Source organism: Aeromonas genomosp. paramedia, assembly GCF_023093515.1.
Taxonomy (GTDB): Bacteria; Pseudomonadota; Gammaproteobacteria; order Enterobacterales; family Aeromonadaceae; genus Aeromonas.
In genome coordinates, this window is sequence record NZ_JAAROG010000025.1 from 12397 (window position 1) to 33875 (window position 21479).

17 protein-coding genes and 3 tRNA genes are annotated in these 21479 nt (G+C 59.8%); 5 read left to right on the forward strand and 15 right to left on the reverse strand.

Annotation, left to right across the window (positions count from 1 at the left end; translation table 11 throughout):
* Positions 1–14 precede the first annotated feature (14 nt).
* The 11 genes from rpoB to HB860_RS17945 form a co-directional block, all read right to left on the reverse strand.
* The gene (rpoB, locus tag HB860_RS17895; RefSeq protein ID WP_025328615.1) at positions 15–4043 is read right to left on the reverse strand and encodes a DNA-directed RNA polymerase subunit beta; all 4029 of its coding nucleotides are present in this window, start codon (positions 4041–4043) and stop codon (positions 15–17) included.
* Positions 4044–4265: 222 nt separating this feature from the next.
* Positions 4266–4628, reverse strand: coding sequence for a 50S ribosomal protein L7/L12 (gene rplL / locus HB860_RS17900; RefSeq protein ID WP_025328616.1), 363 nt, complete (start codon positions 4626–4628; stop codon positions 4266–4268).
* A gap of 51 nt (positions 4629–4679) precedes the next feature.
* The gene (gene rplJ, locus HB860_RS17905; RefSeq protein ID WP_025328617.1) at positions 4680–5180 is read right to left on the reverse strand and encodes a 50S ribosomal protein L10; all 501 of its coding nucleotides are present in this window, start codon (positions 5178–5180) and stop codon (positions 4680–4682) included.
* A gap of 257 nt (positions 5181–5437) precedes the next feature.
* On the reverse strand, positions 5438–6139 hold the full coding sequence (rplA, locus tag HB860_RS17910) for a 50S ribosomal protein L1 (protein ID WP_100860916.1): 702 nt from the start codon (positions 6137–6139) through the stop codon (positions 5438–5440).
* A gap of 4 nt (positions 6140–6143) precedes the next feature.
* Positions 6144–6572 carry a 50S ribosomal protein L11 gene (gene rplK / locus HB860_RS17915; RefSeq protein WP_016352267.1) on the reverse strand — a complete coding sequence of 143 codons (429 nt, stop codon included), beginning with the start codon at positions 6570–6572 and terminating at the stop codon, positions 6144–6146.
* 134 nt (positions 6573–6706) lie between these two features.
* A complete protein-coding gene (nusG, locus tag HB860_RS17920; RefSeq protein WP_005323644.1) occupies positions 6707–7258 on the reverse strand; it encodes a transcription termination/antitermination protein NusG in 552 nt (183 codons plus the stop codon).
* A gap of 9 nt (positions 7259–7267) precedes the next feature.
* Positions 7268–7639, reverse strand: a complete 372-nt coding sequence (secE, locus tag HB860_RS17925; RefSeq protein ID WP_025328619.1) for a preprotein translocase subunit SecE — start codon at positions 7637–7639, stop codon at positions 7268–7270.
* A gap of 60 nt (positions 7640–7699) precedes the next feature.
* Positions 7700–7776: transfer RNA gene (locus HB860_RS17930), tRNA-Trp, on the reverse strand.
* A gap of 52 nt (positions 7777–7828) precedes the next feature.
* On the reverse strand, positions 7829–9013 hold the full coding sequence (gene tuf / locus HB860_RS17935) for an elongation factor Tu (RefSeq protein ID WP_025328607.1): 1185 nt from the start codon (positions 9011–9013) through the stop codon (positions 7829–7831).
* 171 nt (positions 9014–9184) lie between these two features.
* Positions 9185–9259 (reverse strand) — tRNA-Gly (locus tag HB860_RS17940).
* A gap of 38 nt (positions 9260–9297) precedes the next feature.
* Positions 9298–9382 (reverse strand) — tRNA-Tyr (locus tag HB860_RS17945).
* Positions 9383–9645: 263 nt separating this feature from the next.
* Here HB860_RS17945 and coaA point away from each other — a divergent pair.
* Positions 9646–10584 carry a type I pantothenate kinase gene (gene coaA, locus HB860_RS17950; protein ID WP_139437877.1) on the forward strand — a complete coding sequence of 313 codons (939 nt, stop codon included), beginning with the start codon at positions 9646–9648 and terminating at the stop codon, positions 10582–10584.
* A gap of 77 nt (positions 10585–10661) precedes the next feature.
* Here coaA and birA read toward each other — a convergent pair whose 3' ends face one another.
* Both birA and murB read right to left on the reverse strand, forming a co-directional pair.
* Positions 10662–11627, reverse strand: coding sequence for a bifunctional biotin--[acetyl-CoA-carboxylase] ligase/biotin operon repressor BirA (gene birA, locus HB860_RS17955; protein ID WP_247627507.1), 966 nt, complete (start codon positions 11625–11627; stop codon positions 10662–10664).
* Positions 11624–12661: a UDP-N-acetylmuramate dehydrogenase gene (gene murB, locus HB860_RS17960; protein ID WP_247627508.1), complete on the reverse strand. Its 1038-nt coding sequence runs from the start codon at positions 12659–12661 to the stop codon at positions 11624–11626. Before murB ends, birA begins: the two co-directional genes overlap by 4 nt.
* A 125-nt stretch (positions 12662–12786) precedes the next feature.
* On the opposite strand from murB, the gene HB860_RS17965 reads away from it, so the two are divergent.
* Entirely contained in the window at positions 12787–13440 is a 654-nt protein-coding gene (locus tag HB860_RS17965; RefSeq protein ID WP_042650608.1) for a potassium channel family protein, read from the forward strand.
* Positions 13437–14792 (forward strand): TrkH family potassium uptake protein, encoded by a 1356-nt coding sequence (locus HB860_RS17970; RefSeq protein WP_247627509.1) that lies wholly within the window; start codon positions 13437–13439, stop codon positions 14790–14792. Before HB860_RS17965 ends, HB860_RS17970 begins: the two co-directional genes overlap by 4 nt.
* Positions 14793–14872: 80 nt before the next feature.
* On the opposite strand, the gene HB860_RS17975 is transcribed toward HB860_RS17970, so the two are convergent.
* Positions 14873–16843, reverse strand: coding sequence for a DNA topoisomerase III (locus HB860_RS17975; RefSeq protein ID WP_247627510.1), 1971 nt, complete (start codon positions 16841–16843; stop codon positions 14873–14875).
* Positions 16844–17190: 347 nt separating this feature from the next.
* Here HB860_RS17975 and HB860_RS17980 point away from each other — a divergent pair, with 347 nt between their 5' ends.
* Together HB860_RS17980 and torA are read left to right on the forward strand one after the other, a co-directional pair.
* A complete protein-coding gene (locus tag HB860_RS17980; RefSeq protein WP_247627511.1) occupies positions 17191–18321 on the forward strand; it encodes a NapC/NirT family cytochrome c in 1131 nt (376 codons plus the stop codon).
* 22 nt (positions 18322–18343) lie between these two features.
* Positions 18344–20824, forward strand: a complete 2481-nt coding sequence (gene torA / locus HB860_RS17985; RefSeq protein WP_247627512.1) for a trimethylamine-N-oxide reductase TorA — start codon at positions 18344–18346, stop codon at positions 20822–20824.
* A gap of 126 nt (positions 20825–20950) precedes the next feature.
* Here torA and HB860_RS17990 read toward each other — a convergent pair whose 3' ends face one another.
* Positions 20951–21412, reverse strand: a complete 462-nt coding sequence (locus HB860_RS17990) for a hypothetical protein (protein WP_247627513.1) — start codon at positions 21410–21412, stop codon at positions 20951–20953.
* Positions 21413–21479 lie beyond the last annotated feature (67 nt).

Below are 21479 nucleotides of genomic sequence, written 5' to 3' on the forward strand. Positions count from 1 at the left end.
ATAAGAGCGAGCTCTTACTCTTCGTCCAGCTCGATGTTGATACCCAGAGAGCGGATTTCCTTCAACAGTACGTTGAAGGATTCGGGCATGCCCGGCTCCATACGGTGGTCGCCATCCACGATGTTCTTGTACATCTTGGTACGGCCATTCACATCGTCAGACTTGACGGTCAGCATTTCCTGCAGGGTATATGCCGCACCGTAAGCCTCCAGGGCCCACACTTCCATCTCACCGAACCGCTGACCACCGAACTGTGCCTTACCACCCAGCGGCTGCTGGGTAACCAGGCTGTAGGAGCCGGTAGAACGCGCGTGCATCTTGTCGTCTACCAAGTGGTTCAGCTTCAGCATGTACATGTAACCCACGGTGACCTTGCGCTCGAAGGCGTTGCCGGTACGACCGTCGAACAGGGAGATCTGACCGGATTCCGGCAGATCGGCCAGCTTCAGCAAGGCCTTGATTTCGCGCTCTTTGGCACCATCAAAGACAGGTGTAGCAACCGGCAGACCCTTACGCAGGTTACCCGCCAGGGTACGTACGTCGTCATCAGACAGCTCGGCGATGTTCACTTGCTGGGTGTCTTTCTCGCCCAGGTCGTAGACCTGTTGCAGGAAGTCACGCATCTCGTGCAGCTCGCGCTGATCCTTGATCATGCGGTCGATTTTCTCGCCGATGCCCTTGGCCGCGAGGCCCAGATGCACTTCGAGGATCTGACCGATGTTCATACGGGACGGTACGCCCAGCGGGTTCAGTACGATGTCGACCGGACGGCCGAACTCGTCATGGGGCATGTCCTCGACCGGGCAGATCTTGGAGATAACACCCTTGTTACCGTGACGGCCCGCCATCTTGTCACCCGGTTGGATGCGACGCTTGACTGCCAGGTAAACCTTGACGATTTTCAGTACGCCCGGCGCCAGATCATCACCCTGGATAATCTTGCGACGCTTGTTCTCGAACTTCTTGTCGAAGTCGGCTTTCAGCTCGATGTGCTGTTCGGCGATCTGCTCCAGTTCGATCTGCTTGGCTTCATCTTCGATGGCCAATTCAAACCACTTGGAACGATCCAGCTTGTTCAGACGATCTTCGCTGTAACCGGCGGCCAGCAGCAGGTTGCGGGAGCGGCCGAAGATGCCGTCTTCCAGGATCTTGAACTCTTCGGTCAAGTCCTTCTTCGCTTCCTTCAGCTGCATCTCTTCGATTTCTTTGGCGCGCTTGTCTTTTTCCACGCCATCGCGGGTAAAGACTTGCACGTCAACCACGGTACCGTACACACCGTTCGGCACACGCAGGGAGGAGTCCTTCACATCGGAGGCCTTCTCACCGAAGATGGCGCGCAGCAGCTTCTCTTCCGGCGTCAGCTGGGTTTCACCCTTGGGTGTTACCTTGCCGACCAGGATGTCGCCGCCCTTCACTTCGGCACCCACGTAGACGATACCGGACTCGTCCAGCTTGGACAGAGCGGCTTCACCCACGTTCGGGATGTCGGCAGTGATCTCTTCCGGACCCAGCTTGGTGTCACGGGAGATACAGGCCAGTTCCTGGATGTGGATGGTGGTTAGGCGATCTTCCTGTACCACGCGCTCATTCACCAGGATCGAGTCTTCGAAGTTGTAACCGTTCCACGGCATGAAGGCGACGCGCAGGTTTTGGCCCAGCGCCAGTTCGCCCAGGTCGGTAGACGGGCCGTCAGCCAGCACGTCGCCCGCCATCACCGGCTCACCCAACATCACGCAAGGACGCTGGTTGATACAGGTGTTCTGGTTGGAACGGGTGTACTTGGTCAGGCTGTAGATGTCGATGCCGGCTTCGCCAGGCAGCAGCTCATCTTCATTGACCTTGATCACGATACGGGAGGCGTCGACGTAGTCGATCATGCCGCCACGCTTGGCCACTACGGTAACACCGGAGTCAACGGCCACGGCGCGTTCCATACCGGTACCTACCAGCGGCTTGTCGGCACGCAGAGTCGGTACTGCCTGACGTTGCATGTTCGAACCCATCAGGGCTCGGTTAGCATCATCGTGCTCCAGGAACGGGATCAGGGCCGCTGCCACAGATACGATCTGTTGCGGGCTCACGTCCATGTACTGGATCTGGTCGGCGTTCATAAAGGTGGATTCACCCTTGTGACGGCACGGGATCAACTCGTCTTTCAGACGGCCATCTTCGGTGGTCGCGGCGTTGGCCTGTGCGATCACGTACTTGCCTTCTTCAATGGCTGACAGGTAGTCCACTTCGTCGGTGATCACACCGTCGATGACCTTGCGGTACGGGGTCTCGAGGAAACCGTACTCGTTGGTGCGGGAATACACGGACAGCGAGTTGATCAGACCGATGTTCGGACCTTCCGGAGTCTCGATGGGGCACAGACGACCGTAGTGAGTCGGGTGTACATCTCGAACTTCGAAGCCGGCACGCTCACGGGTCAGACCGCCCGGGCCCAGCGCGGAAATACGACGCTTGTGGGTCACTTCGGACAGCGGGTTGTTCTGGTCCATGAACTGGGACAGCTGGCTGGAACCGAAGAACTCTTTGACCGCGGCGGAGATCGGCTTGGCGTTGATCAGATCCTGCGGCATCAGGGTGTCCAGGTCGCCCAGGGAGAGACGCTCCTTGACCGCACGCTCGACACGCACCAGACCGACGCGGAACTGGTTTTCTGCCATTTCACCGACAGAACGGATACGACGGTTACCCAGGTGGTCGATATCGTCCACCTCGTCATTGCCGTTACGGATGTCGATCAGACGCTTCATGACTTCGACGATGTCGTCTTTGGTCAGCACGCCAACGCCGGTCTCGTCTTCACGACCCAGACGGCGGTTGAACTTCATCCGACCCACGGTAGACAGGTCGTAACGCTCGGAAGAGAAGAACAGGTTCTCGAACAGCTGCTCTGCCGCTTCGCGGGTGGGCGGCTCGCCCGGACGCATCATGCGGTAGATCTCGACCAGAGCTTCCAGGCGGCTGGAGCTGGAGTCGATACGCAGGGTCTCGGACATGTAGGCACCGTGGTCCAGTTCGTTGGTGAACAGAACCTCGAAGTGCTTGAAGCCGGCTTGGGACAGATTGGCTACCGCTTCCAGGCTCAGAGCCTGGTTGGCAGTCACGACCATTTCGCCAGTTTGCGGGTGCGCGTAGTTCTTGGCTGCAACTTTGCCAACAACGTACTCTACCGGCACCTCGATCTGGGTGATGGCGTCTTTTTCCAACTGACGGATATGACGGGCAGTGACACGACGACCGGTCTCAACCACCACGGCGCCATTGGCAATGATGTCGAAGGTCGCAGTCTCACCACGCAGGCGCTCGGGCACCAGATCCATCATCAACTTGCCATCTTTGACCTCGAAACCAATGGTCTCGAAGAAGGTGGCCAGGATTTCTTCGGAACTGAAGTCCAGGGCGCGCAGAATAATGGAGGCCGGCAGTTTACGACGACGGTCGATACGGACAAACAGGTTGTCTTTCGCATCGAACTCGAAGTCCAGCCAGGAGCCACGGTAGGGGATAACGCGGGCGTTATACAGTACCTTACCGGATGAATGTGTTTTGCCTTTATCGTGGTCGAAGAAGACGCCCGGGCTGCGGTGCAGCTGGGAGACGATAACCCGTTCGGTACCATTGATGACAAAGGTGCCGTTCTCGGTCATGAGCGGAATTTCGCCCATGTATACTTCTTGTTCCTTGATATCTTTGACGGTGCCGGCAGCTGCTTCACGGTCGTACAGAACCATACGAAGCTTGACACGCAGCGGCGCGGAGTAGGTCACTCCACGGATCTGGCATTCTTTTACGTCAAATACCGGCTCACCCAGGCGATAGCTGACATACTGAAGCTCAGCACTACCGGAGTAACTGGTGATCGGGAAAACGCTACGGAAAGCGGCCTCTAGGCCATATTCACCTTCCGGGTCAGCCTCGATGAACTGCTTGAAGGAGTCCAGCTGAATGGACAACAGATAAGGCGTGTCCAGTACCTGGTCTCGCTTACCGAAGTCCTTACGAATGCGTTTTTTTTCGGTATAAGAGTAAACCATAGGGTTCCTCAGCTCGCTGATAAGTGACCCACTCTGTCCCGCGGGACAGCTCTGTCTCAACACCGTTTTGTGTTGGCCCGGACGATGAGGCGGTCCGGATTGCTGGTGCACCGAGAGTCGTAAACGGTGTGAAATGCTCTCAGTCTACAGCGCAAAAAGGCTGGTGAACAAACATTCACCAGCCCTAGCCTGTTTTATCAGGCTAATCTACATAAATGCAGATTATTTGATCTCAACAGAAGCACCGGCAGCTTCCAGCTCTTTCTTCAGAGCTTCAGCTTCGTCTTTGGAGACGGCTTCTTTCAGGTTGGTCGGAGCGGCTTCTACCAGGTCCTTGGCTTCTTTCAGGCCCAGGCCGGTGGCAGCACGAACGGCCTTGATGACGGCAACTTTGTTGGCGCCAGCAGCAGTCAGAACTACGTCGAACTCGGTCTTCTCTTCTACTGCTTCAGCGGCCGGACCGGCAGCTACAGCAACAGCGGCAGAAACACCGAACTTCTCTTCCATTGCTTCGATCAGCTCAACAACTTCCATTACGGACATGGAAGCAACGGCTTCGATGATTTGGTCTTTAGTGATAGACATGACAAAAATTCCTGATGTTGAATAAACTCAAACAGCCTAAATAGGCGAGAATCAAGCAGCAGCTTGTTTCTGGTCGCGAACAGCAGCGATAGTACGAACCAGCTTGCCAGCAGAGGCTTCCTTCATGGTAGCCATCAACTTCGCAATCGCTTCGTCGTAGGTCGGCAGCGTGGCCAGACGATCAATTTGTGCTGCGGCGATAAACTCACCGTTAAAAGCGCCAGCCTTGATTTCGAACTTTTGGTTCGCTTTGGCAAACTCTTTGAACAGACGAGCGGCAGCGCCCGGGTGTTCGTTAGAGAAAGCAATCAAGGTAGGACCAGTCAATACGTCGTTCAGGCAACCGAATTCGGTGCCCTCTACCGCGCGACGCAGCAGGGTGTTACGCACAACGCGCATGTACACACCGGCTTCACGAGCGGATTTACGCAGGACGGTCATCTTGTCAACAGTCACACCGCGAGAATCGGCTACAACTGCAGACAGAGCGCCTTTGGCAGCTTCGTTGACTTCAGCAACAATTGCCTTTTTGTCTTCGAGTCCCAATGCCATTGGCTTAACTCCTGGATTGAATCTGAGTCTCATGACTCAGTACTGACACATCCCCCCTACCTTCACAACAGAGGGGAACGATGCGGTAGCAGGATTCCAGAAGAGAAAGAAAACTTTCTCGCTGGGTTTCCGGCACCGTCTACGCAGGAAGGATTAAGGCCTTGCGGCCACCTGCGGTCTTGGACGGAGGTCGAAACCCCCAACCAATCAAGGCGCAAAATTATAGATTAAATTTTGCGCCTTGTAAAATCCATCAATTAGGCCTGAGCTTCCAGAGAAGCTTGGTCTACGGCAACACCGGCACCCATGGTGGTGGAGATGCTGACTTTCTTGATGAAGATGCCTTTGGCGGAAGAGGGCTTGCCCTTTTTCAGAGCAACCAGCAGAGCTTCCAAGTTTTCTTTCAGCTGAACTTCGTTGAAAGAAACCTTACCCAGAGTGGTATGGATGATACCATTCTTGTCATTGCGGTAACGAACCTGACCGGCTTTAGCATTCTTCACAGCTTCAGCAACGTTCGGGGTTACGGTACCCACTTTCGGGTTAGGCATCAGGCCGCGCGGGCCCAGGATTTGGCCCAGTTGACCAACAACGCGCATGGCATCCGGGGATGCGATCACGACGTCGAAGTTCATCTCGCCTTTCTTGACCAGCTCGGCCAGGTCATCCATACCAACCAGTTCAGCACCGGCAGCCTTGGCGGCTTCGGCGTTGGCACCCTGGGTGAATACGGCGACACGGATGTCACGACCGGTACCGTGCGGCAGTACGGTAGCACCACGTACGTTCTGGTCGGATTTACGAGCATCGATACCCAGGTTAACGGCAACGTCAACGCTTTCAACGAACTTGGCGGTAGCCAGTTCTTTCAGCAGGGCAATGGCTTCGTTGATGGAGTACTCTTTGGTACCGTCAACTTTTTCGCGAATAACGCGCATACGCTTGGAAAGTTTTGCCATTGTCTTAATCCTCCACTACCAGGCCCATGGAACGAGCGGAGCCTGCGATGCAACGTACTTTTGCATCCAGATCGGCACCAGTCATGTCCGGCTCTTTGGTCTTGGCGATTTCTTGCAGCTGAGCAACAGTCACCTTACCAACCTTGTCTTTGTTCGGCTTGGCGGAACCAGACTGGATACCAGCGGCTTTCTTCAGCAGGAAGGAAGCAGGCGGAGTCTTGGTTTCGAAGGTGAAGGAACGGTCGCTGTAAACGGTGATCACGACCGGAGTCGGTGAGCCTTTTTCCAGCTTTTCTGTACGAGCGTTGAACGCCTTACAGAATTCCATGATGTTCACACCGTGCTGACCCAGAGCAGGACCAACGGGAGGGCTGGGGTTAGCACTGCCAGCCTTAACTTGCAGCTTGATATAAGCTGTGACTTTCTTAGCCATTACGAAAATACCTCAAAAATGGGTTCTAGCGCCTCGGAGACATGCTCCTGCAAACGGCTCCCCAACAAATAAAGGGGCAGCGAATTATAGAGATAATCGCTGCCCCTGACAACCGTTAAACGTACAGAGTTTAATCAGCCCTTTTCGACCTGACCAAAATCCAGTTCTACCGGCGTTGAGCGACCGAAGATCAATACAGAGACCTTCACGCGGCTCTTCTCGTAGTCCACTTCTTCAACGGTACCGTTGAAGTCGGCGAACGGACCATCGGCAACCCGCACCATTTCACCCGGTTCAAACAGGGTTTTCGGACGCGGCTTGTCGTGGGCATCTTGCAGACGATTGAGGATGGCATCCGCTTCCTTATCGGAGATAGGAGCAGGACGATCGGAGGTGCCACCGATGAAGCCCATGACCCGTGGCACATTGCGTACCAGGTGCCATGTGGTCTCGTCCATCATCATCTGGACCAGGACATAACCCGGGAAAAATTTGCGCTCACTCTTGCGCTTCTGGCCGGCACGCATCTCGACCACTTCTTCGGTCGGGACCAGCACCTCGCCAAACAGCTCTTCCATGCCATGCATCTTGATATGTTCACGCAGGGATTTGGCAACACGGCCTTCATAGCCGGAAAATGCCTGCACGACATACCATCTCATACGTTGTTCACGTTGTTCAGTCATGGCTTTTCCTTACACACCGGTAATCAGGTTGACCAACCAGACCAAGGCACCGTCCAGAACGAACAGCAACAGCCCCATCACGGCGGTCACCGCCAGCACAATCAGGGTTGTCTGAATGGCTTCCTGACGGGTTGGCCAAACGACCTTGCGGACTTCCAGGCGCGACTCACGAGCAAAAGCCAGTGTTGCCTTGCCCTTGGTGGTTTGCAGGGCTACTGCACCTGCAGCAGCGATGACAACGACCACACCCAGGGCGCGGACGGCTGCGACAACATCGGTGAGCAGGTAATTACCCACTACAGCGGCCGCCAGGATGATGAAAACCAGGCCCCAAAGAAGGGTATCCTTGCTTCCGCCCTGTCCCTCAGAACTAACACTCATACAACCCACCTGTATCTGACGTAACCAAAGACACAAAAGCCCCGTACGAGACGAGGTATATGGCAGGGGCGGCAGGACTCGAACCCGCAACCATCGGTTTTGGAGACCGCTGTTCTACCAATTCGAACTACGCCCCTGCATAAGAAAGCCCCTATTATAGGGGCTTTGCTTTATTTATGTAAGCCAAGATTAAGCGATAACTTTGGCTACAACACCAGCACCTACGGTACGGCCACCTTCACGGATAGCGAAACGCAGGCCGTCGTCCATCGCGATCGGGGCGATCAGGGTAACAACCATTTTGATGTTGTCGCCTGGCATTACCATCTCTACGCCTTCCGGCAGTTCGATGGTACCGGTCACGTCGGTAGTACGGAAGTAGAACTGCGGACGGTAGCCCTTGAAGAACGGGGTATGACGACCACCTTCTTCCTTGGACAGCACGTACACTTCAGATTCGAACTTGGTGTGCGGCTTGATGGAACCCGGCTTGGCCAGTACCTGACCACGCTCAACTTCTTCACGCTTCACGCCACGCAGCAGGGCGCCAACGTTCTCACCGGCACGGCCTTCGTCCAGCAGTTTGCGGAACATTTCAACACCGGTACAGGTGGTAGAAACGGTGTCTTTGATACCGACGATTTCTACAGTCTCACCTACCTTGACGATACCGCGCTCTACACGACCGGTAACTACGGTACCACGGCCAGCGATGGAGAAGACGTCTTCGATAGGCATCAGGAACGGCTGGTCAATGGCGCGCTCCGGCTCCGGGATGTAGGTATCCAGGTGGTGAGCCAGCTCGATGATCTTCTCTTCCCATGCAGCGTCGCCTTCCAGCGCTTTCAGCGCGGAACCACGTACTACCGGCAGGTCATCACCCGGGAAGTCGTACTCGGTCAGCAGTTCACGAACTTCCATCTCGACCAGTTCGAGCAGCTCTTCGTCGTCTACCATGTCGCACTTGTTCATGAACACGATCATGTACGGGATACCAACCTGGCGACCCAGCAGGATGTGCTCACGAGTCTGCGGCATCGGGCCGTCAGTCGCGGCTACTACCAGGATCGCGCCGTCCATCTGGGCAGCACCGGTGATCATGTTCTTAACGTAGTCGGCGTGACCCGGGCAATCTACGTGGGCGTAGTGACGGATCGCGGTGTCGTATTCTACGTGGGAGGTGTTGATGGTGATACCACGCTCACGCTCTTCCGGTGCCTTGTCGATCTGGTCGAAGGCGAAAGCTTTACCACCGAAGTGCTTGGCCAGCACGTTGGTGATGGCGGCGGTCAGGGTGGTTTTACCGTGGTCAACGTGGCCGATGGTACCCACGTTAACGTGCGGTTTATTACGCTCAAATTTTTCTTTAGACATGATCGTCCCTCTAAACTAACGCTGAGTACGCGGTGGCAAGCTAACCACAGAACAGTTTATATGATGGATTTGAATCAGGGGGACAGAGAGGATGGTGCTGGCAGGCAGGTTCGATTGCCGAACTCACCCTAGGGTGTGGCTTTCAGAATTACCTGAGCCATATCAGCATCTTGGAGCGGGCAGCGGGAATCGAACCCGCATCATCAGCTTGGAAGGCTGAGGTAATAGCCATTATACGATGCCCGCATTTCTCTAACCCAAAGAACTCAAACCGCAGAGAAATATGGTGGAGGGAGAAGGATTCGAACCTTCGAAGGCAGAGCCGTCAGATTTACAGTCTGATCCCTTTGGCCGCTCGGGAACCCCTCCGATTGCACGAATGCCACAACGGTAATTCTGCTTGCACCCGTTGTGTTTGTCGCTTTTGCTGGGCAAATAGACGACAGACATCCAAGCGTCGCGCATTTTATGGGAAGGATTTTGGGGATGCAACCATTGCGCCTTGCAAAATGTGCATTATTGCCGGGATCCAGGCAAAAAAGCGCTCCTCCTCCGTCCCAACCGGACACGTCCCTTGTCGCTCCCGATCCCTTGGTGTATGGTCGCCCTGCCCAAGAAACAGTGATGACACCATGACGACAGAGCATAACCCCTATTTGCAATTCACCCGCGAACAATGGGCGTTATTGCGCGATGCGGTCCCCCTGACCCTGACCGAACACGATCTGCAAACCCTGCGCGGGATCAACGAGAAGGTGTCATTGCGCGAGGTGGAAGAGATCTATCTGCCCCTCTCCCGCCTGCTCAATCTCTACGTCAAGGCCAAGCAGCGCCGCAGTCGGGTGCTGGAGCAGTTTCTCGGCCAGTCCCGCGGCAAGGGCACCTACATCATCAGCATCGCCGGCAGCGTGGCGGGGGGAAAGAGCACCACGGCCCGTATCCTGCAGGCATTGCTGGAACGCTGGCCCGAGCATCCGCGGGTGGAACTGGTCACCACGGATGGCTTCCTCTATCCCAACAAGGAGCTGGAAGCGCGTGGACTGATGCGGCGCAAGGGGTTTCCGGAATCCTACGACATCCGCCATCTGGTGGAGTTCGTCGCCAACATACGTGCGGGTCACGAGAAGGTCGAGGCCCCCGTCTACTCCCACCTCATCTACGACATCCTGCCCGATGAGAAGAAGGTGGTGGAGCAGCCGGACATCCTGATCCTGGAAGGACTCAACGTGCTGCAGAGCGGCATGGATTACCCTCAGGAGCCCCACAGGGTCTTCGTGTCAGATTTTGTCGACTTCTCCATCTATGTGGACGCCGATGCCGAACTGCTGCGCGCCTGGTACATAGATCGCTTCCTCAAGTTCCGCAGCGGTGCCTTCTCGGATCCCGACTCCTACTTCCACCACTATGCCAAGCTGGCGGAAAGCGAGGCGACCGAGATTGCCAGCAACATATGGCAAGACATCAACTATCTGAATCTGCAAGAGAACATCTTGCCGACCCGGGAGCGGGCCAACCTGATCCTGACCAAGGGACAAGAGCACGCCATCGAGCAGATCAAGCTGCGCAAGTGATCGCAGCGGATCGCAGGATAACGAAGAGGGGGCCCGCAGGCCCCCTCTTCCATTGGATTCTCATGAGCCGCTCTCGCTCAATCCCCCCGGCGCAGGGAGATCTCCCCTCCCAGATAGAGCCTGATCCCCTCGTCCGTCTCCAGCCGCAAGGCACCGCGATCGTCGATCCCCCGGGCTATGCCGCGGATCACCTGCTCCCCCATCAGCAACTTCACCGGTTGGCCGGCAAAGTAGTCGAGTCGGTTCCAGCTCTCGACGAAGCTCGCCAGACCGTTCTGCTCGAAGGTCTGCATGGCCTCTTGCAGGTGCAGGAGTACGCAGGCAGCCAGCTGGTTGCGATCCACCAGTTCGGGCTGAACGTGGCGCAGCTCTGACCAGGCCTGATCGATCTTCTCCCCCTGCTGGCTCGGCATCGCCAGATTGAGGCCGACCCCGATCACCAGATGGCAGCTGGCACCGGCGCTGCCGCTCATCTCCACCAGGATGCCCGCCAGCTTGCGGCCCTGGTAATAGAGGTCGTTCGGCCACTTGAGCTCCACCCCGGGGTAGCCGAGGGATTCCAGCGCCTCCACCACGGCCACCCCCACCGCCAGACTCAGCCCCATGGCGGCCGCCATGCCCTGCTCGAGCCGCCAGTACATGCTGAGGATCAGCTGGCAACCGAACGGTGAAACCCAGGGTTTGCCACGGCGCCCCCGGCCGGCAGTCTGGCACTCCGCCAGGCAACTCTCGCCGGAGCTCAGCTGGTTGACCCGCTCAAACAGATACTGGTTGGTGGAGTCGATCACCGAGAAGCAGTGCACCGGCGCCATGGGGGCCAGGACCTGCAGTTGCGCCTCGTCATAGAGTGCCATGGGGACGGCCAGGCGGTACCCCTTGCCGGTCAGGCTGAACAGATCCAGCCCCAGCTCCTTGAGGGCGGCCATGTGCTTGCTCACCGCCGCCCGGCTGATGCCGAGCTGCTCCCCCAGCTGTTCGCCGGAGTGAAACTGGCCATCGCTGAGCAGGGTGATCAGGGTCTGCCTGACGGGGGTGAGGGTCATGCCAGCACCTCGTCGAGCAAGGTCTCGCCGGTGAGCCCCATGAAGCGCACCTCATGCTCCAGCACCACGCCAAACGTCTGTTCCACGCTATCGCGGACATGGGCCGCCAGGGCGATGAGTTCCATGGCACTGGCGCCCCCGAGGTTGACCAGCACCAGAGCCTGCTCCTGGTGGACGGCGGCGCGGCCGATGGCAAAGCCCTTGAGCCCGCACTGATCGATGAGCCAGCCCGCCGCCAGCTTGGCCTGCCCTTCCCCGGCCGGATAGCAGGGCATCTGCGGGTATTGCCCCTTGAGTGCATCCGCCACCGAGGCCGGCACCACGGGGTTCTTGAAGAAGCTGCCCGCGTTGCCGAGCACCGCGGGATCCGGCAACTTGGCCATGCGGGTGGCGCAGACGGTGTCGAAGATGGCCTGCGCACCAGGGTGCTCGCCGAGGGCCGCCAGGGGACCATAACCGATCACGGGCTGCCAGGCCTTGGGCAGGCGCAAGCCGACGGCGGTGATGAAGTGGGTGTCCTGATAATCGTGCTTGAAGATGCTGTCGCGATAGCCGAATCGGCAGTCGGCCGCCGCTATGCGCTCCACCTCGCCGCTCTGCCAGTTGAATGCCTCCACATAGGCACAGAACCGGGCCAGCTCGACCCCGTAGGCGCCTATGTTCTGCACCGGGGCCGCACCGACGGTGCCCGGGATCAGCGCCAGGTTCTCCAGCCCGTGCCAGCCCTGTTGCAGGGCATGACACACCAGCTGGTGCCACTCCTCCCCCGCCGCCACGTGCAGCAACCAGTGGCTGTCGTCATCCTGCAGCTCGATGCCTTTCATTCGGTTGAGCACGACCAGACCGGCAAAATCATTGCAGAACAAGATGTTGCTCCCACCACCCAGCACCAGGCGCGGCAAGACGCTCAGCTCAGGATCGGCCCGCAACTGGCAAAGATCATCCAGCCTGGCCACTTCGGCCAGCCAGAGGCAGTGTGCGTCCAGGCCCAGGGTATTGAGGGCCGACAGGGGGGCATGGGGAGTGAGTTTCATCTGCGTGTTCCGACAAGGACAAGGGCGCAGTTTACCCCAGATCCCCCGGGACGAAAAACCCGGGTACTGTTCGGACTCAAACCGCTGGAGTAAAGTAAGCCCTTCAGCCCGTTGAGGAAGCATGAATGAACAATCAATTCGCCGTCATCGGCCTCGGCCTGTTCGGCAGCGCACTGTGTGAAGAGCTGCAGTTGCAGAATGCCGAGGTGCTGGCCATCGATATCGACGAGAGCAAGACCCGCCAGATCGCGACCCTGTGCAATCACGTCATCGTCGCCGATGCCACCGATGAGGCCACGGTCGCCGAGCTGGGACTGGCCAATTTCGACATCGTCTTCGTGGCCATCGGCGACAACCTCGAAACCAGCATTCTCACCACGCTGGTGCTGAAGGAGGCGGGGGTGAAGAAGGTGTGGGTCAAGGCGCGCGACAAGTTCCACGCCAAGATCCTGCAAAAGGTGGGGGCCGACAAGGTGATCAACCCGGAGTGGGACATGGGCCGCCGGGTCGCCCAGAGCATGCTGGACAACCGCCTGTTCGACTACCTGGAGCTGGGGCACGAGATGGTGCTGACCGAGTTCGTGATCGGTCTGCAACAGAACGGTCGTACCCTGGCCGACCTCAATCTGCTGCAACAGAACGACTTCCAGTTGCTGGCCATCAAGCGCGGCGAGGTGCTGCACAACGTGCTGACCGGCAAGATGGAGCTGCAACTCGGTGACATCCTGATCCTGGCCGGCAACAAGCACGCCATCGATCACTGGCTCGACACCCTATGATCAACTGGCGCAGCAACTACGCCTTCGCCCTGCATCGGGATACCGAATCCCGCTGGAGTGAAGCCAGGCTGATCCTGGGCAGCTTTCTCATCATCCTGCTGGTCGGTACCCTGTTTCTGGTGCAGCCATCGAGCCACAAGGGCGAAGTCACCTTCATCAATGCCCTGTTCACCGCGACCTCGGCCATCAGTGTGACCGGACTCGGGGTGGTGGATACCGGCACCGCCTTTACCCTGCAAGGGCAGATCATACTGCTGATGCTGATGGAGATAGGGGGCCTGGGCCAGATGACCATGACCCTGCTGCTCATCGCCATGTTCAGCAAGCGGGTCGGTCTGCGCCAGCAGATACTGGCGAAGGAGGCACTTGGCCAGGAGGGCTCGGTCAACATCATCCAGCTGGTGAAGCGCATAGTGCTGTTCGCCCTGATAGCCCAGTTGATCGGCACCGCCATCATGGCCATTCGCTGGGTGCCGGAGATGGGGTGGAGCCATGGCCTCTACGTCAGCTTTTTCCACGCGGTCTCTGCCTTCAACAACGCCGGTTTCTCGCTGTTTGCCAACAATCTCATCGACTACAGAGACGACCCCATCATCAGCCTGACCATACCGGCCCTGCTCATCCTCGGCGGGATAGGTTTTACCGTCATCGTCGACCTGGCGCGCAACCATCGCTGGCGCAAGCTGAAGCTGCACAGCAAGCTGATGCTGCTGATGACCCCCGCCCTGCTGCTGCTTGGCACCCTGATGTTCTGGCTGCTGGAGCACAACAATCCCGCCACCCTCGGCAACGCCGGGCCTAGCGGCCAGCTGCTGGCGGCCTTCTTCCAGTCCGCCACGGCGCGCACCGCCGGCTTCAACACGGTGGACATAGGCCAGATGGTGCCCGCCTCCCTGCTGTTCATGATGATGCTGATGTTCATCGGCGCCGGTACCACCTCGACCGGTGGCGGCATCAAGGTCACTACCTTCGCCGTGGTGTTGCTGGCCACCAGGGCCTTTCTGACCAAGCGACCCCACGTCACCGCCTTCGGCCGTACCCTGTCACCCCAGATAGTGACCCGCTCCCTGGCCATCATCATCGTCAGTACCATGGTGCTGATGCTGGCCATGTTCCTGTTGATGCTCACCGAGTCGCAGCCCTTCGACAAGATCATGTTCGAGACGGTCTCGGCCTTTGCCACCGTCGGCCTCTCGACCGGCATCACCGCCTCCCTGAGCGAACCGGGCAAGCTCATCTTGGTGCTGGTGATGATCTGCGGCCGTCTCGGCCCGCTGACCCTGGCCATCATGCTCTCCAGACCGAGCGAGACCCGGATCCGCTACCCGGAAGAGAACGTCTACACCGGCTGATCGAATGCCAGATAAAGCGAGAGGGGCCCTGGGCCCCTCTCGCTTTTGCGCCTCAAGTCGCCGCCATGATCCCGGCTCACTCAGGCCGCCTTGCTTCTGGCCGGGCGCTTGCCCGCCCCCTTGCGGGGCGCCGCACCTGTGCCACTGGCCGCCGAGCGCTTGCGGCTGAAGCGCCGCTTGCTGGCCCCCGGCGCCTCCCTGGGCAGGGCGCTGAAACTTGCCCCCGAATCCTGCCTGGCCCCCTCGATCAAGACATGCAACTGATCCGTCAGCGGCCCCATAAATTGCTGGTAACTCGCGTGATGCTCGGCGATCCGGCCCAGGTGCTGCTCCCACAGCGCCGTCATGTCCGGCGTGGTGGCGGTGGCAGGCAAGGCCTGGATCAGGGCCCGTCCGGTCGGGGTCGCCTTGATGCTCTTGCCCTGCCGCACCAGGAAGCGCCGCTTGAACAGCAGGTCTATGATGCCGGCCCGGGTTGCCTCGGTGCCCAGGCCATCGGTCTCGCGCAGGATCTTGCGGATCTCGGGATCCTGCACATGGCGGGCGATGCCCGTCATGGCGGCCAGCAGGGTGGCGTCTGTGAATGCCTTGGGCGCCTGGGTCATCTTCTCCAGCAGCTCGCCCCGCTCGCACGACAGTTGCTCCCCTTCTCGCAGCGCAGGCAGGGTGCCGGCCTCCTCCTCATCGTCCTCCTCGACCCCGAGCAGCGCCTTCCAGCCCGCCTTGAGGATGCGCCGCGCCTTGGCCTGGAACAGGCCGCCCGCGATACGCAGCAACACCCGGCTGTCGTTGTACTCGAACGGGGGATAGAACTGCAGCAGGTACTGGCGGGCAACCAGGCCATAGAGCTTGCCCTCGTCGGCGGAGAGGCTGGCCAGGTTGCCATGCTTCTCGGTGGGGATGATGGCGTGATGGGCATCCACCTTGCCGTCATTCCACGCCTTGCTGCGGATCTTGCCGTCCGCCTCGGCCACGGCGCTGGCCAGCGTCGGGGCCGTGGCGGCGATGGCATCCCGCACCTGGGGCGCCCGGTTGAAGTGATCGCTTGGCAGATAACGGCTGTCGGATCTCGGGTAGGTGATGAGCTTGTGGCGCTCGTAGAGGCTCTGGCAGACATCCAGCACCCGCTTGGCGTCCATGCCGAACCGCTTGGCGGCATCGATCTGCAGGCTGGAGAGGTTGTAAGGCAGTGGCGCCGCCTGTTTCCGGGCCTGCTCCTCCACCTCCTCCACCCGGGCTGGCTGGCCCTGGATCCGCTCCACCACCTTGGCGGCCAGCGCCCGGTTGAGCACCCGTCCCTCCTCGTCCTGCCAGGGCGCACAGGCCTCGGAGGGCAGCCACTTGGCGCCGAACCTTTCGTTGCGCTCCGTCACCACATGGGCCAGCACCTCGTAGAAGGGTTTGGGGACGAAGGCCTCTATCTCGAGATCCCGCCGCACTACCAGCCCCAGCAACGGCGTCTGCACCCGACCGACCGAGAGCAGCTCGCTGCAACCGGCCTTGCGCCCGAGCAGGGTATAGGCGCGGGTCATGTTGATGCCGTAGAGCCAGTCGGCCCGGCTGCGGGCCAGCGCCGAGATCGCCAGCGGCACGAATTCCTTGTTGTCTCTGAGTTTGTCGAGGGCGCGGCGCACCGCGGGGGGATTGAGATCGCTGATGAGGCAGCGCTGCACCGGCTTGAGTTTGGGGTAGCCGAGGAAGTCGATCACCTCGTCCACCAGCAGTTGCCCTTCCCTGTCCGGGTCACCGGCATTGACCACGCAGTCGGCCTGCTTGATGAGCCGCTTGATCACGGCAAGCTGGCTCCTGGTCTTGGGCTTGGCCACCAGCTGCCACTGGCTCGGCACTATGGGGAGCTGCTCCATGCGCCACTGCTTGTAGGCGGCATCATAGGCATCGGGCTCCGCCTGCTCCAGCAAGTGGCCGATACACCAGGTCACCACGTCTCCCTGTGCCGTCTCGATGAAGCCCTCCCCCTTCTTGTGGGGCTTGGGCAGAACATCGGCGATGGCGCGGCCAAGGCTGGGCTTTTCGGCAATAAAGAGTCGCATGACTGACAAACCTGATCACTGTATATGCAAACAGTATATATCGAGCCTTTCATAAAGCCCAACACAGGCCCATTCAGGACCAGAGCGTCGCACTGGAGCGCAAAACGTCGCGACAGCGCCGTTTCCAGCATGATTAGTGCGGATATGATGACCAAAAGAGAGCCAAATAAGGCTAAACTGACAAAGTTAACCCTCTGGATTTGATTTAAATTCAAACAAAGGTGTTTTGGTGAAACTTAAAACCAAAAAAAACCAATTTAAAGAATAAAAAGCATAACCGAGGTCAACCCCTCACCCACCAAGACTACTACTATATTGGTAATACCCGATTCGAAGGACACTGCGCCATGCTTGGAAAAATGTTGAGAAAGACCTGGTTCTGGCTCCTGCTGCTCGGAGCCCTGCTGGGCGTCGCGGCACTGGGAGTGACAGTCACAGTGCTGCACAAGACCAGCTCCACCGAATTCTGCGTCTCCTGCCACTCCATGCAGACACCGCTCGCCGAGTATCAGGGCAGCGTCCACTTCCAGAACGTGAAGGGGATCCGCGCAGAGTGCGCCGACTGCCACATTCCCAATGAGCCAGCCTCCTACCTCTGGACCAAGATCCGCGCCGTGAAGGACATCTATCACGAAGCGATCGGTACGCTCGACACGCCCGAAAAATACGAGGCCCACAAGCTGCGCATGGCCCAGACGGTCTGGGATCAGCTCAAGGCCAACGACTCCGCCACCTGCCGCAGCTGCCACAGCTACGCCGCCATGGACATTCTGGCCCAGCGCCCCAACGCTCGCGCCGAGCACCCGGTCGCCATCAAGGAGGGCCAGACCTGCATCGACTGCCACCGCGGCGTCGCCCACATCATGCCTGACATGAGCGGTCTGGCTGCCGCCGGTGCCAGTGAACTGGCTGCCGCCGCGGCCCAGACCCCGGCCAGCGTCACCACCCGTTACGCCATCGCCACCACGCCCCTGTTCCTCGATGCCAAGGCCACCACGGACGAGGGCACCCTGATGCCGTCGACCCAGGTCGAGATCCTGGCCAACGACAACGGCCGCGCCCAGGTGCAGATCGAGGGCTGGCAGCAGGACGGGGTGAGCGAGGTGTTCTACGCCGCCCCCGGCAAGCGCATCCTGAGCGTGCTGGTCGGCGATGCCGCCAAGCAGGCGCTGGTCACCGGCAAGAGCGAGACCGACAGCGCCACCAACCTCACCTGGCATCAGGTCAGCCTGACCGCCTGGGTGGATCAGAGCCAGCTCATCGGCGATCAGGGCAAGCTGTGGCAATACGCCTCCACCCTGATGTCCAACAACTGTACCGGTTGCCACGGTCTGACCGCGCTGGATCACTTCAATGCCAACCAGTGGATAGGCGTCATCAAGGGGATGGAGTCCCGCACCTCCCTCACCCCGGAGCAGGCTCGCATGCTGACCCAATACGTGCAGAAACACGCCAGTGACATGAGCGCGGCACACTAAGGCTGGAACAGAGGAATTCGATATGACTTTTTTCAATGATCAACAGACCAATCTGTCCCGCCGCAGCCTGCTCAAGGGCATGGGGGCCTGTGCCGCCCTGCCCCTGCTCGGTGCCCTGTTCCCGAAGCATGCCCTGGCCCAGGCCATCAGCACCGCGCTGGAGCAATTCCCCACCCTGGTCCCCGCCCAGAAGGGCATACTGACCGGCGCCCACTGGGGAGCCTTCGAGGCCATAGTCGCCGATGGCCGCATGGTGCGGGTCCAGCCGGTGGCCGATGATCCGGCGCCGAACGACCTCATCGACATGGCGCCGTTCCAGGTCCATGCCAAGAACCGCATCAAGTACCCCATGGTACGCAAGAGCTGGCTGGAGCACGGCCCGGGCGCCAAGCCCGAGCTGCGCGGCGCCGACGAGTGGGTGCGGGTGAGCTGGGAGCAGGCCATCGAACTGGTGGCCGGCGAGATCCAGCGGGTCCAGCGCGACGTCGGCCCCCAGGCGATCCACGCCGGCTCCTACGGCTGGAAGAGTGTGGGCATGTTCCACAACAGCCGCACCCTGCTGCACCGCCTGATGAACCTCGCCGGGGGCTTCACCGGCTATGCCGGGGACTACTCCACCGGCGCGGCCCAGGTGATCATGTCCCACGTGATGGGCTCCATCGAGGTGTACGAGCAGCAGACCGCCTGGCCGAACGTGGTGGAACACGCCGAACTGGTGGTGCTCTGGGGGGTAAATGCCCAGGTCACCCTGAAGAACAGCTGGAACATGCCGGATCACGAGGGTCAGGCAGGCTTCAAGGCGCTGAAAGAGAAAGGCACCCGGGTCATTAGCATAGACCCCGTCTACAACGAGACCGCCAAGCTGGCCAACGCCGAGTGGATAGCCCCCAACGCCTACACAGACGTGGCCATGATGCTGGGGGTGGCCCACACCCTCTATAGCGAGAAGAAGCACGATCAGGCCTTCCTCGATCGCTACGCCGTCGGCTTCGACAAGTTCCTCGCCTACCTGCTCGGCCAGGACGACGGTCAGCCGAAGAGCGCCGAGTGGGCGAGCACCGTCTGCGGCGTCGAGGCCAAGGTGATTCGCCAGCTGGCCCTCGACATGGCCGCCAAGCGCACCATGATCATGGCCGGTTGGGGCATGCAGCGTCAGCAGCATGGCGAACAGCCGAACTGGATGCTGGTCACCCTGGCGGCCATGCTGGGCCAGATCGGTCTGCCGGGGGGCGGTTACGGCTTCAGCTACCATTACTCCTCCGGTGGCAGCCCCACCGCCAAGGGCGGCATTCTGGCCGGCATCTCCGCCGGCAACGCCCCCAAGAACAGCCCGGCACCGATCCCGGTGGCCCGTATCGCCGACTGTCTCGCCAACCCCGGCAAGACCATCGACTTCAACGGCCGCAAGGTGACCTATCCGGACATCAAGCTGGTCTACGTGGCGGGCGGCAACCCCTTCCACCACCACCAGGACACCAACAACCTGCTGCAGGCCTGGCGCAAGCCGCAGACCGTGATAGTCCACGAACCCTACTGGACCGCCACCGCCAAGCACGCCGACATAGTGCTGCCGGTCACCACCAGCTACGAGCGCAACGATCTGGAGATGGGGGGCGACTACTCCCAGCGCTATGTGTTCCCCATGCACCAGTGCGTGCCGCCCCAGCATGAGGCCCGCAACGACTTCGACATCTTCAGCGCCATCGCCGCCAAGCTGGGCCTGCAGGAGGCCTATACCGAGGGCAAGGACGAGATGCTGTGGCTCAAGCAGATGTACGACGGCATGGCCGCCCAGGCCCGGGGTGCCCGGGTCGCGCTGCCGCCGTTCAGCATGTTCTGGGAGTCCAACAACTACATCCGCTTCCCGATCCCGGAGGCGAACCACCAGTGGATCCGTCACGCCGATTTTCGCGAGAACCCGCTGCTCAACCCGCTCGGCACCCCGTCCGGCAAGATAGAGATCTTCTCCAACACGGTAGCCGGCATGGGCTATGCCGACTGCGCCGGTCACCCCAAGTGGTATGAGCCCAAAGAGTGGGTGAAGAGCGAGGTGGCCGCGCGCTATCCGCTGTCGCTCAACACCTCCCACCCGACCCAGCGGCTGCACTCCCAGCTGGACAACACCCCCCTGCGGGACAAGTTCGCCATCGCCGATCGGGAGGCCATACTGATCCACCCGGACGACGCCAAGACGCGCGGCATCCAGGACGGGGACCTGGTGCGCGCCTTCAACGAGCGCGGCCAGATCCTGGTGGGGGCGCTGCTCTCGAAAGACATTCGCCCCGGCGTGGTGCGGATCTGCGAAGGAGCCTGGTTCGATCCGGCCAAACCGGGCGAGGTGGGCGCCATCTGCAAGAACGGCAACGTCAACTGCCTCACCTTCGACGAGGGCTCTTCCAGCCTGGCGCAAGGCAACTGCGGTCACATGGCCCAGTTGCAGATCGAGAAATACAGCGGGCCAGAACTCGTCAACACAGCCCATGAGGTACCGGCCAACGCCTGATCCCGGGTGAAAACAAAAACGGCGCCATAAGGCGCCGTTTTTTATCGTGGTTTCCGATGTGACTCAGAAGTCATCTTCCACCATCTACTCTTGCCCGCCTTGCCGCCAGAGCGCAGCCAAGGTGGATCAGAAGTCTCCCTCAACCATGTACTCTTCCGCACACTCGACGAGATGGGGCCAGAGCTCTTCCGGCACCCAGGCTTCGGGGTCATCTTCATCCCCATCATACTGGGTCCAGAAGAAGGCGCGCAGACCGCTCGCGAAGTCGTCGCTAATCTCGGCAAGCTCGGAGAGCGGCCCCAGCCAGGCGATGCGGCGCAGGCCGGAGGCGAGATCGTTGATGGCATCCATCAGGGTGCGATCGTCCTGACTCTGCTCCACCAGCAGGGTGAAGCGCTCGCGGGCGCTCTCGGTCTGATCCTCGTCCAGTTCGCCCACATCGGCCAGCAGATCGACAAAGTCCTCCAGCAGGAACTGGATCAGGGACTCCCTGTCCTCAAACCACTGGATCTGGGCCCCCTTGGTACCCAGCACGGAGGCATCGAACGAATCATCGAGATGGCACAGCGCCCATGGATCGTCAGTCATTGCTACCCTTCCTACCACTTGAATTAAGGACTCTATCTTATGCCTGGTGCGCCCCCCATGCTACCTC

What these genes read in the sequence shown, in the direction of transcription:
- rpoB (WP_025328615.1), bottom strand. Translation starts at nt 4,043, where the DNA reads ATGGTTTACTCTTATACCGAAAAAAAACGCATTCGTAAGGACTTCGGT.
- rplL (WP_025328616.1), bottom strand. Translation starts at nt 4,628, where the DNA reads ATGTCTATCACTAAAGACCAAATCATCGAAGCCGTTGCTTCCATGTCC.
- rplJ (WP_025328617.1), bottom strand. Translation starts at nt 5,180, where the DNA reads ATGGCATTGGGACTCGAAGACAAAAAGGCAATTGTTGCTGAAGTCAAC.
- rplA (WP_100860916.1), bottom strand. Translation starts at nt 6,139, where the DNA reads ATGGCAAAACTTTCCAAGCGTATGCGCGTTATTCGCGAAAAAGTTGAC.
- rplK (WP_016352267.1), bottom strand. Translation starts at nt 6,572, where the DNA reads ATGGCTAAGAAAGTCACAGCTTATATCAAGCTGCAAGTTAAGGCTGGC.
- nusG (WP_005323644.1), bottom strand. Translation starts at nt 7,258, where the DNA reads ATGACTGAACAACGTGAACAACGTATGAGATGGTATGTCGTGCAGGCA.
- secE (WP_025328619.1), bottom strand. Translation starts at nt 7,639, where the DNA reads ATGAGTGTTAGTTCTGAGGGACAGGGCGGAAGCAAGGATACCCTTCTT.
- tuf (WP_025328607.1), bottom strand. Translation starts at nt 9,013, where the DNA reads ATGTCTAAAGAAAAATTTGAGCGTAATAAACCGCACGTTAACGTGGGT.
- coaA (WP_139437877.1), top strand. Translation starts at nt 9,646, where the DNA reads ATGACGACAGAGCATAACCCCTATTTGCAATTCACCCGCGAACAATGG.
- birA (WP_247627507.1), bottom strand. Translation starts at nt 11,627, where the DNA reads ATGACCCTCACCCCCGTCAGGCAGACCCTGATCACCCTGCTCAGCGAT.
- murB (WP_247627508.1), bottom strand. Translation starts at nt 12,661, where the DNA reads ATGAAACTCACTCCCCATGCCCCCCTGTCGGCCCTCAATACCCTGGGC.
- HB860_RS17965 (WP_042650608.1), top strand. Translation starts at nt 12,787, where the DNA reads ATGAACAATCAATTCGCCGTCATCGGCCTCGGCCTGTTCGGCAGCGCA.
- HB860_RS17970 (WP_247627509.1), top strand. Translation starts at nt 13,437, where the DNA reads ATGATCAACTGGCGCAGCAACTACGCCTTCGCCCTGCATCGGGATACC.
- HB860_RS17975 (WP_247627510.1), bottom strand. Translation starts at nt 16,843, where the DNA reads ATGCGACTCTTTATTGCCGAAAAGCCCAGCCTTGGCCGCGCCATCGCC.
- HB860_RS17980 (WP_247627511.1), top strand. Translation starts at nt 17,191, where the DNA reads ATGCTTGGAAAAATGTTGAGAAAGACCTGGTTCTGGCTCCTGCTGCTC.
- torA (WP_247627512.1), top strand. Translation starts at nt 18,344, where the DNA reads ATGACTTTTTTCAATGATCAACAGACCAATCTGTCCCGCCGCAGCCTG.
- HB860_RS17990 (WP_247627513.1), bottom strand. Translation starts at nt 21,412, where the DNA reads ATGACTGACGATCCATGGGCGCTGTGCCATCTCGATGATTCGTTCGAT.